The organism is Streptomyces sp. NPDC054841 (genome assembly GCF_053611045.1).
Genome location: NZ_JBSGZO010000374.1, coordinates 1 through 8529, shown reverse-complemented (window position 1 = coordinate 8529; position 8529 = coordinate 1). Strand labels below are relative to the sequence as shown.

Below are 8529 nucleotides of genomic sequence, written 5' to 3'. Positions count from 1 at the left end.
TAGTCGGCCCGCCGGGCCGACTACGACGCTGATCGGGTGTGCCGAGGTGCCCGCGGTGCCGTCAGCTCGCGGCGAGCAGGTCTGCGGCCCGTTCTCCGATGACGATGGCCGGGGCGTTCGTGTGTCCGCGGATGATCGTCGGCATGATCGACGCGTCGGCGACACGGAGACCCTGCACCCCTCGTACACGGAGCTGCGGGTCCACGACGGAGTAGTCGTCGCGGCCCATCCGTGCCGTTCCGACGGGGTGGTAGAGGGTATGGGCGTGATCGGTCAGCGTGAGCGCGTCACGCCGGTCCCGGGGCAGTTCCTCGGCCCCCGCGGGCATGAGGAAACGGCCGGTGGTCAGTCCGCCGGCGGTGAGCCGGTCGATGACCTGTTCGCAGACGTCGAGCCCGGCCAGCAGGGCGGCGCGGTCGGTCCCGTCGGGGTCCGTGAGGTAGCGCGGGTCGATCAGAGGCTTGTCCAGCGGGTCCGGTGAGGCGAGGGTGATCGATCCCGTACTCCGGGGGCGGAGAAGGATCGCCCCCACCGTCAGCCCATGACCGGACGGCTTGACGAGACCTTCGCCGAGGAACGGCCCCGGGGCGAAGATGATTTCGACGTCGGGCAGTTCGAGTTCGGGCCGGCTGCGGATGAAGCCGTACGCCTCGCCGACGTTGGAGGTGAGCATCCCTCGGCGGCGGGCGAGGTAGTTCAGCAGCTCGACGGGCCGCTCGGCGGAGAACAGCGTCCGGTCCGGGGCGTCGACGACGAGGCCGCTGATGAGATGGTCGGTGAGGTTGGCGCCGACCTCCGGCGCGTCCACGAGGACGTCGATCCCGAGGGTGCGCAGGTGGGTGGCGTCGCCGATGCCGGAGAGCATGAGCAGCTGGGGGGTGTTGACCGCGCCGCCGCTGAGTACGACCTCGCGGCGCGCCAGCACCTTGCGCGTGACGCCCCCGGCGTTGTACTCGACACCGACGGCGCGGCGTCCCTCGAAGAGCACGCGGGTGGCCTGCGCGTGCGTGATGACGTGCAGGTTCGAGCGGCTGCGGGCGGGCTTGAGGTAGCCGTCCGCGGTGCTGAACCGTGCACCGCGCCGCTGGCTCACCATGGTCTGCGAAAACCCCGTGGGCGTGGCTGTGTTGGCGGGCTCGACGGCATGGCCGAGCTCCTTGACGGCGTCGAGGAAGGCCGCCGTGTGGGGATTCGGGTCGCGCTGCGGCTCGATGCTCATGGGGCCGGAACGTCCGTGGTCCGGGTCGGTGGCCCCGGTGATCCTTTCCACGCGGCGGAAGTAGGGCAGAAGACCTTTCCACGACCAGTCGGGGCCGCAGAGGTCGCCCCACTCGTCGTAGTCGGCGGCGTACCCGCGTACCCACATCATGGCGTTGATCGAGGAGCAGCCGCCGAGCATCCGGCCCCTGGGCCAGTAGATGCTGCGTCCGGAGAGTCCGGCCTGCGGGGTGGTCGAGTAGTCCCAGTCGAGTTCGGTCCTGAAGAGCTGGGAGAAGGCGGCGGGGATGTGGATGGCCGCCTTCTTGTCCCGGCCGCCCGCCTCCAGGAGGGCGACCGATGCCGTTCCCTTCTCGGTCAGCCGGCCGGCGAGCGCGGCTCCGGACGAGCCGGCTCCGACAACGACGTAGTCGACGCTGTGGGGCGGCGTGCTCATCGGGTCACCTCGATCGCGCGCAGGTGATCGCGGGCGGTCCTGCCTGCCGCCGGCTCGGGGACTCCGCCGACGAAGGCCACCTGCCTCATCTTCCTGTGCGGCGATACCCGTTGTGCGGTGTATGCCATAACTGCCTCCTCGGTGAGGTCCGATCCGGGCTCGCGGAGCCGGCCGTAGAAGTCTTCTGTGCCGATGGTGCCAGTGGTGCCAGTGATGCCGGTGGTGCGGGTGGTGCTCTGGGCGTCCTCGTCGGTCAGCGTGCCCAGAAGGGCCTCATGCACGCTCAGGGTCACGAACCGAACCGGCGATCCCCGGCGCGTCCCGGAGCTCGCGCTTGAGGATCTTGCCGGTGGCGTTGGTGGGCAGGACGTCGAGGAACTCCACGAGGCGGGGGTACTTGTAGCCCGCCATCTCCTCCTTGCACCACGCGATGAGCTCCTGCTCGGAGAGCTCCGCACCCGGGGCGAGGACGATGCAGGCCTTGACCTCCTCGCCGTGACGGTCATGGGGGACTCCGATAACCGCGGCCATGCTCACGGCAGGGTGGGTGAGCAGTACTTCTTCGATCTCTCGCGGGTAGACGTTGAAGCCGCCTCGGATGATCATGTCCTTGGCGCGGTCGACGATGTAGAACCATCCGTCGGCGTCCCGGCGCGCCAGATCTCCGGTGCGGAACCAGCCGCCCCGCATCACCTCGGCGGTGGCCTCGGAACGGTTGTGGTAGCCCTTCATGATGTTGTGCCCGCGGATGACGATCTCGCCGATCGCGTCCGGCTCCTCGACGGGGGACCAGTCTTCGTTGATCAGGTCCACCTCGACGCCCCAGACCGGGCGTCCGATGGAGCCGGGGCGCACCTTCTCGCCGCGCGGCGAGAAGGTGGCCACCGGGCTGGTCTCCGAAAGCCCGTACCCCTCCAGGATGGTGACCCCGAACCGATCCTCGAACCGGCGGTGGATCTCCACCGGAAGCGCCGAGCCCCCCGAGCCGGCCATCCGCAGATTCCTGGCGATCCGCGTCAGGTCCACACCGGGCGCGTCCGCTTCGAGCAGGGCCCAGTACATGGTGGGCACACCGGCGAAGAAGGTGACGGCATGGCGCTGCATCAGGCCGAGGGCCGACCGGGCGTCGAACCGCGGCAACAGCACCAGGGTCGCCCCCGCCGCGAGGCCGGCGTTCATCTGGACGACCTGGCCGAAGGAGTGGAACAGCGGCAGAGTGATCAGATGGACGTCGTGCTCGACCTCACCGAAGATCTTGTGGCAGGTCAGCACGTTCATCGTCACGTTGGAGTGGGAGAGTTCGGCACCCTTGGGCAGGCCGGTGGTGCCGGAGGTGTAGAGGATGACCGCGGTGTCCCCGGACTCGGTGACAGCCGTCCGGAAGTCGGCACCGTGGCCGGCCAGCGCGGCCGTGAGGGTCTGGGCCCCGTCGATCGGGGAGTCCTCGGTGGGGGCCGCGGTCATCAGGAAGAAGTGCTCGCAGCCCGGCGTCCCGCCGAAGCCGGACCAGCCCTCCTGCCCGAGCGGAAGCTCGGCGGTGCCCTCGAAGCAGAAGTACGCCTTCGCCCCGGAGTCGGCCAGGTGGTATGCGATCTCCCGGCCCTTGAGCAGCACGTTGAGCGGGACGACCACCGCGCCGGCCTTGAGGATGCCGTAGTAGACGACCGGGAACCAGGGGAGGTTCGGGCAGGACAGCGCGACCTTGTCGCCGGGCTCGACACCGCGCGACCGCAGCAGGTTGGCCACGCGGCAGGCGGCGGCGTCCAGTTCCGCGTAGGTCAGCTGCTGGTCGCCCAGGACGACGGCGGCGCGGCCGGGCACGGCACGGGCACTGTTCTCGAGCATGACGGCGAGATTGAGCATGGGAACTCCGTGGATGTGGTGGCGGGATCAGCCGCGCAGGGCGGAGGCGAAGATGGCGGGCAGTTTCCGTAGGCTCGGCGCGGCCGTGAAGCGGGTGACGCGTTCCACGGTGGTCAGCGCGGTGCGGTTGGTGACGAAGTACGGCGGGCGCGGGGACAGCGACGGGTCACCCGTGACCAGCCCGCGCGGGGCGGGGGTGAAGGGGGCACGCAGCACGGTCTTCTCGATGTCCTCGAGCATGAACGCGTTGTGCACGAAGCCGATGCCGCTGCCGATGTCCTGCCGGGTGTGGCCGGGGAAGGCGCCCCAAGGGGTGAAGCCGAGCAGGAAGCCGACCCCGGACCAGCAGTTGACGCCCAGGGTGCCGTAGCGCAGACCGGCGATCGCCGACTCCACCACCGCCCGGTCGCTCCTTTCCGTCCTGGGGTGGACGATCAGCGTGGCGCCGAGGGTGCCGGGGAGGGTGTCGTTGGCGAAGTCGACGGCGTGGAGCAGGAATTCGGCCGTGGTCGCGCCGGGGAGCCGTACGACGCCCAGGGCGCTGCCGAAGACCTCGTCGGTGATCAGCACGTCGTCGTGGTCGGTGATGTCGGGGACGAGGAGCCGGCAGCCGTCGCCGTGGGTCTCCGCCTCCGGGTGCGCCGCGAGAAGGGCGGCGAGGCGCTGCTGCGCGCCCGGGTAGTAGTCGGTGCGCTCCGGCAGGTCGCGCAGCACTCGCCGGATCTCGTCCAGCAGTCGCTCCGTGCCGTCCCAGTCGCGTGGCACGACCAGCACCTGGCTGGCGATGCAATTGTGGCCGGAGTTGTTCATCTTGCTGGTGACGATGTGCTCGGCCTGGAAACGGAAGTCCGAGTCGCTCCACGGTCCGGGGGCCACGATGCAGGGGCTGACACCGCCCAGTTCACTGCTGAAGGGCTTGTCGACCAGGGGCCGGTCGTCGAGCCGGCGCTGCGCGGCGTCCTCGCCGGTGCCCCAGACGATGGCGTCGTGGGTGCGGTCGCTGCCGGTGACATGGATGGCGTCGATGCCCTCGTGGCGGGCGAGATGACCGCCTTCGGCCGCGCCGCCGTCGACGAAGCGGACCCAGCCGCGGTCGATGTACTCGGCGAAGACGTGCTCGAAGTGCGGGCGCAGATAGGCGTTGACCGGGTTCATCTTGGCGACGACGACCTGTCCCTCGGCGTAGAGCTTGTGCAGGATGTCGAGCGCGGTGATGGCGGCGACGTTGCCGGCGCCGAGAACCAGGGCCACGGCGGGGCCTCCCGGCCGGCCCCGGTACTCGCCTGCGGCGCGGTCGCGTACCTGGTCGGCGGTGGTGCCCGGGCGCATCCACACCTGCGCCGTGAAGCCGTTGAGCAGCAGTCTGTCCCAGCCGGTGGCGGGAAAGACATCGACCCGGGTACGGCCGCGCCGCTCGTGCACGGCCTCGGCACCGACCGGGTGCTTGCCCGTTGCGATGCGCCGCAGTACGTGCAGAAGGGCTGCGGCGTTCTGCGCCAGGGCCCAGGGTCCGCCGGTCCAGTCCTCGGCGGCCCACGGGGAGTCGGGGGCGTACCCCTTGGCGCGGGCTCCGGCCGCGGCCAGGTCGGCGGCGCCGCAGACCACGCGCGGCAGCAGCCGTTCGAGCAGGGCGATGCGTTCGGTGAGCGGGGTGGCGGACCAGGAGACGGCGCCGGTGCGCAGGTCGGCGACGGCCCGGTCGAGGACGGACGTGTCGAGGGCGCTGGAACTCACGTCACTCCTTGCGGAAGGTCAGGGGTTGGGGGGCGGGCGGGGCCGTGCTCCGTGCGAGCGTGGTGCGGACTTCGCCGGGGGACGCGAGGACCGTGCGTCGTCACGCGGACAGCCGGCGCGCGTCGCGGTCGGGGTCGATCAGGGTGACGGCGGCGGTTCCGCCCAGCAGGAGCAGGGCACCGGTGATCAGGACGGCATACCGGTAGCCCGCTGCCCCGTGCGTGTCCACGAGGCGCCCGATCAGCGTCGGCGCGATCAGACCGGCGGTGGTCACCACGGCGTTCATGATGCCCAGGGCGCCGCCGCGTCGATCGGCCGGGGCCAGTTCCGCGACAGTGGTCACGGCGACGGTGCTCATCGCTCCGGAGAGCGCGACTCCGGCGACCAGGAGTACGACGGTCACGGCACCGGCCGGGGCCGACGGCAGGGCCAGGCATGCCGCGGCGCCGGTGATCAGAAGGATGCCGCCGACCCTGCCGCGGGCCCACCGGCTCGCGGTCCCGCGGCGCAGCAGCCATCCGGTCAGGCCCGCCTGTCCGAGCACCACGACGCCGCTCAGACCCCAGACCAGCATCAGCAGCTGGGCGGACCGGGTCGAGGAGTAGCCCAGCCCGTCATGGAGGTAGGAGGGGAGCCAGACCAGGGCGAAGGCGATCACCCAGTAGGTGCCGAAGTAGGCGGTCGTGGCACCGATCCAGGTACGGGTCGCGAGGATCCGGCGGTACGGCATCCTGGCGGGGTCCGGCCCGGTTGCGGTTTCGGCGCCCTCGGCTGCAACGGGGGCCGAGTCGGCCCCGTACCGTCCCTCTCCGCCGACGGGGATCCACAGCAGCGCCCACACCACACCGGCGACCGCCACCACGGCGACGGCCGAGCGCCAGCCGTGATGGTGGATCACCCAGGTCAGTACCGGAGCGGCGACCAGGACCCCCAGGGTGACGCCCAGCACGATCAGCGCGCCGGGCAGGTTGCGCCGGTGGTTGGGGAACCAGGACAGGGTGGTCTGCTGGGCGACGGGGAAGGCGGGCCCCTCGGCGGCGCCGAGGAGAACACGCGAGGCGATGAGCACCGCGAGCCCTCCGCCCAGGGCCAGCGGGGCCTGGGCGACGGACCACAGCACGGCCATCGTCAGCAGCAGCCACTTGGGCCGTATGCGGTCGGCGAGCAGCCCCACCGCGGCGCCGCAGAATGAGAACAGCAGGAAGAAGGCGCTGCTGGCGAGTCCGAAGGCGGAGGCGGACAGGCCGAGGTCCTTGCGGATCGGGTCGGCCGCCAGACCGAGCACGGACTTGTCGGCGAAGTTGATCATCATGAAGACGACGAGCAGTGCGGTGACGGTCCATGCGCGTCGTGGACCGCTCGTGGTCTTCGGGGGGCGGGCCGGCGCAGCGGGTACGACGTCGGTGTCGGTCACAAGGGCTCCGCGGGGGACAGAGGGGAGGGTGAGGCACGGGGGAGTGGCGCGGGCCCGGGCTCGTGCCCGGACCCGTGGGCGGGACGGTCCGGGTGCGGTTCAGGAGAGCGGCACGCCCGCGATCGCGATGCGCTCCATGACGCGGGGCTGCGGGTAGTAGTCGTTGATGGCGTAGTGCTGGGTGGCGATGTTGTCCCAGATCGCGACGGAGCCCGGCTGCCAGCGGAACCGCACCTGGTACTCGGGGATACGGGCCTGGAGGACGAGCTCGTGGAGCAGGTCCCGGCTCTCGGAGTCCGGCAGCCCGACGATCCGGACGGTGAAGGGCTCGTTGACGTAGAGCAGCTTGCGGCCGGTGCGCGGGTGGCGGACGACCACCGGGTGCTCGACGGGCGGCAGGTTCTGCCGGTGCGCGGCGATCTGATCGTCCGTCATCGTAGCCCCCCAGCTGTGCACCCAGTCGTGCACGGCGGTGAGCCCGTCGATGCGCTCCTGCATCTCAGGGGACAGGTTGTCGTACGCGGCCGCCATGTCCGCCCACATCGTGTCGCCGCCCGCGGGCGGGATCTCGACGGCGCGCAGGACCGAGCCGAGGGCGGGCGCGGCCATGAAGGAGTGGTCGCTGTGCCAGATGTTCTTGTTGCCGATGGCCTTGGCGTCCTTGGCGAGCCGGGAGACACCGACGGTCTCGGTCTTCGGGAAGAAGGGGTTCGGCTCCGGCTCGCCCCATACGCCGGAGAGCGCGAGCTGGGACTGCGCATCGAAGGCGTCCTGGTCGCGGAAGAAGATCACCTTCCACTCCAGCAGAGCCTGCCTGAGCTCCTCGGCGAGGTCCTCGCCGACCGGGAGCGAGAGGTCGACGCCGTCGATCTCGGCGCCGATGTGCGGGGTGAGCGGGCGGATGCCCAGCCGGTGGTACTCGGCCGAGGGCAGCCCCGGCGCGGTGCGCTCCAGCGTGCGCTTCCCGAAGTGCATCAGGGGCTTGTCGAGGGCGGAAACAGAGGTGGTGACGACGCTGTCCATGGCTCTCCAGAACGACGGTCCGGATTTCGTTCCTGGAAGTATCGTTATTGGGGTAGGGCGTGGCAAGGGTCTGCGGGCGTCGATGTTCGAGCCGGTTCGCGGCGGTGAGGGGAGCGGCTCAGGAAGCCGAGCCGACAGCGCGGGCGACGAGGTCCACCAGGGTGTCCACGAGCCGGGCGTCGGGCAGCTCCTGCTCGCCGACCAGCCGGAAGAGCAGGGGTGCGGCCACCAGAGTGGCCGCGGCCCGGACGTCGGTGTCGGGGCGCACGTCACCGCGGGCGATACCGCGTTCGAGGATGTTCCTGGTCTCGCTGGTGATGCGCTCGGTGTACTGCGCGTACTGGCCCCGCGTGGCGCCTGCCTCCGCCGCCGCGCCGATCATGCCTGCGATCAGACGATCCGATCCCGGCAGGCGGTACGCCTCCAGACGTGCCATGAGCACGACACGGAGCTCGTCGCGGAAGTCCCCCAGATCGGGCACCGACAGGGTGCCGATACGGGTCTCGGCAGCGGCGATGAGCAGATCCTGCTTGGTGGGCCAGCGCCGGTAGATGGCGGGCTTGCTCACCCCCGCCCGGGCGGCGACGGCGTCCATCGTGACCGCCTGCAGGCCCTGCTCGGTGACCAGCTCGACGACCGCGTTCAGGACCGCCCCGGTGACCCGCTCCTCGCGCGGCCGCCCCGGTCCCCGTTCCGTCCCACGTGCCTGTGTACCCGCCATGCCCCGAGCCTACGAGCTCGGCCGGACCGCATCGGCCCGGGGTACGGTGCGCGTCCGCGGAACGGCGTGCTGCGGGCCGGGACCGATCGGTTCCATCGGCCCGCGGACCGTCTTCGAAGC

General features: G+C 71.0%; 7 protein-coding genes. All 7 read right to left on the bottom strand.

Annotated features, from left to right (window positions below; genetic code table 11):
• Window positions 1-61 precede the first annotated feature (61 nt).
• The gene (locus tag ACWGI8_RS33595; RefSeq protein ID WP_453666760.1) at window positions 62-1654 is read right to left on the bottom strand and encodes a GMC family oxidoreductase; all 1593 of its coding nucleotides are present in this window, start codon (window positions 1652-1654) and stop codon (window positions 62-64) included.
• The gene (locus tag ACWGI8_RS33590) at window positions 1651-1947 is read right to left on the bottom strand and encodes a hypothetical protein (RefSeq protein WP_453666758.1); all 297 of its coding nucleotides are present in this window, start codon (window positions 1945-1947) and stop codon (window positions 1651-1653) included. The genes ACWGI8_RS33595 and ACWGI8_RS33590 overlap by 4 nt, the downstream gene beginning before the upstream one ends.
• Window positions 1928-3517: a long-chain-fatty-acid--CoA ligase gene (locus tag ACWGI8_RS33585; protein WP_453666756.1), complete on the bottom strand. Its 1590-nt coding sequence runs from the start codon at window positions 3515-3517 to the stop codon at window positions 1928-1930. The genes ACWGI8_RS33590 and ACWGI8_RS33585 overlap by 20 nt, the downstream gene beginning before the upstream one ends.
• 27 nt (window positions 3518-3544) lie before the next feature.
• Complete coding sequence (locus ACWGI8_RS33580; RefSeq protein WP_453666754.1) at window positions 3545-5251, bottom strand: aldehyde dehydrogenase family protein; 1707 nt, start codon at window positions 5249-5251, stop codon at window positions 3545-3547.
• A gap of 100 nt (window positions 5252-5351) precedes the next feature.
• Window positions 5352-6665: an MFS transporter gene (locus ACWGI8_RS33575; protein WP_453666752.1), complete on the bottom strand. Its 1314-nt coding sequence runs from the start codon at window positions 6663-6665 to the stop codon at window positions 5352-5354.
• A 99-nt stretch (window positions 6666-6764) separates the two neighbouring features.
• On the bottom strand, window positions 6765-7688 hold the full coding sequence (locus tag ACWGI8_RS33570) for a TauD/TfdA dioxygenase family protein (RefSeq protein WP_453666750.1): 924 nt from the start codon (window positions 7686-7688) through the stop codon (window positions 6765-6767).
• 118 nt (window positions 7689-7806) lie between these two features.
• Window positions 7807-8409 carry a TetR/AcrR family transcriptional regulator gene (locus tag ACWGI8_RS33565; RefSeq protein WP_453666748.1) on the bottom strand — a complete coding sequence of 201 codons (603 nt, stop codon included), beginning with the start codon at window positions 8407-8409 and terminating at the stop codon, window positions 7807-7809.
• Window positions 8410-8529: the final 120 nt, after the last annotated feature.

Bases quoted from the DNA above. Each gene is read 5' to 3' on its own strand.
- ACWGI8_RS33585 (WP_453666756.1), bottom strand. From the start codon at position 3,517: ATGCTCAATCTCGCCGTCATGCTCGAGAACAGTGCCCGTGCCGTGCCC.
- ACWGI8_RS33570 (WP_453666750.1), bottom strand. From the start codon at position 7,688: ATGGACAGCGTCGTCACCACCTCTGTTTCCGCCCTCGACAAGCCCCTG.
- ACWGI8_RS33565 (WP_453666748.1), bottom strand. From the start codon at position 8,409: ATGGCGGGTACACAGGCACGTGGGACGGAACGGGGACCGGGGCGGCCG.
- ACWGI8_RS33595 (WP_453666760.1), bottom strand. From the start codon at position 1,654: ATGAGCACGCCGCCCCACAGCGTCGACTACGTCGTTGTCGGAGCCGGC.